Source organism: Streptomyces sp. NPDC003034, assembly GCF_053591375.1.
In genome coordinates this window covers 1-1,507 of sequence record NZ_JBSFTS010000062.1, presented here as the reverse complement: position 1 = coordinate 1,507, position 1,507 = coordinate 1, and the positions used below count along the sequence as shown (strand labels likewise).

Genomic DNA, 1,507 nt, shown 5'->3' with positions numbered 1-1,507 from the left:
CGGGCGGCCGCGAGGCGGACCGCGTCGAGGATCTTCTCGTAGCCCGTGCAGCGGCAGAGGTTGCCGGACAGGGCCTCACGGATGTCCTGGTCGGACGGGGAGGAGTTCTCCTCCAGCAGCGCGTCCGCCTGCACCAGCAGACCCGGGGTGCAGAAACCGCACTGCACGGCGCCGGCGTCGATGAACGCCTGCTGGATGTTGGAGAGCGCAGCACCCTCACCCGTCTGCGAGTCACCGGCCCGCGAGGACCCGTGCGCCTGCCACTGCTTGGCCGCGTCCAGCGAGACGCCGTCCTTGCTCCCGCAACCGCCGCCGGTACCGCAGGAACCGCCCTTGGCGTGCTCCTCGCGCTGGCGGGCGAACTCCGCCAGACCCTCGACCGTCACCACATCGCGGCCCTCGACCTGACCGGCCGCGACCAGACAGGAACACACCGGCACACCATCCAGACGCACGGTGCACGAACCGCACTCACCCTGCTCACAGGCGTTCTTCGAACCCGGCAGACCCAGCCGCTCCCGCAGCACGTACAGAAGGGACTCGCCCTCCCAGACATCGTCGGCTTCCTGCTGACGGCCGTTGACCGTGAAATTGACGCGCATGATTACGCAGCCCCTTCAAGCGAGCGGCCGTTGCCGGTACCGCGGTACTGCTCCCAGGTCCAGACCAGCTGGCGGCGAGCCATGATTCCAACCGCGTGCCGGCGGTACTTCGCCGTGCCGCGGACATCGTCGATCGGGTTGGCCGCACCCGACGCCAGATCACCGAACTGCTTGGCGATCGACGGAGTGATGACCTTGCCCGACTCCCAGAAACCGCCCTCTTCCAGCGCGGCGTTCAAGAACTCCTCCGCAGCCTTCGCCCGGATCGGGGTCGGCGCCGCCGACCCGATACCGGTACGCACCGTGCGGGACTCGGGGTGAAGCGCCAGGCCGAACGCACACACCGCGATCACCATCGCGTTGCGGGAACCCACCTTGGAGTACTGCTGCGGGCCGTCCGCCTTCTTGATGTGGACGCTCTTGATCAGCTCATCGGCCGCCAGCGCGTTGCGCTTGACACCCGTGTAGAACTCATCGATCGGGATCAGCCGCGAACCGCGTACCGACTCCACCTCCACCTCGGCGCCCGCAGCCAGCAGCGCGGGATGCGAGTCACCGGCCGGCGAGGCACAACCGAGGTTGCCACCGACACCGCCGCGGTTGCGGATCTGCGGGGACGCGACCGTGTGCGAGGCGAGCGCGAGACCCGGCAGCTCCGACCGGAGGTTCTCCATGATCTGCGTGTACGGGACGGAGGCGCCCAGACGGACAACGTCCTCGCCGACCTCCCACTCCCGCAGCAGACCGATGCGGTTCAGGTCCAGGAGGTACTCCGGCCGACGGTGATCGAAGTTGATCTCGACCATCACATCGGTGCCACCCGCAATCGGCACAGCTGTGGGGAACTCGGCCTTAGCGGCGAGCGCCTCCTCCCAGCTGGCGGGGCGAAGGAAGTCCATGAGCGG

General features: G+C 68.3%; 2 protein-coding genes. Both read right to left on the bottom strand.

Going from position 1 to position 1,507, the window contains the following annotated elements:
* A partial coding sequence (locus ACWDX7_RS28400) for a (2Fe-2S)-binding protein (RefSeq protein WP_451752057.1) occupies positions 1-602 on the bottom strand: 602 nt, incomplete at its 3' end.
* A gap of 2 nt (positions 603-604) precedes the next feature.
* Positions 605-1,501: an FAD binding domain-containing protein gene (locus tag ACWDX7_RS28395; protein WP_451752059.1), complete on the bottom strand. Its 897-nt coding sequence runs from the start codon at positions 1,499-1,501 to the stop codon at positions 605-607.
* Positions 1,502-1,507: the final 6 nt, after the last annotated feature.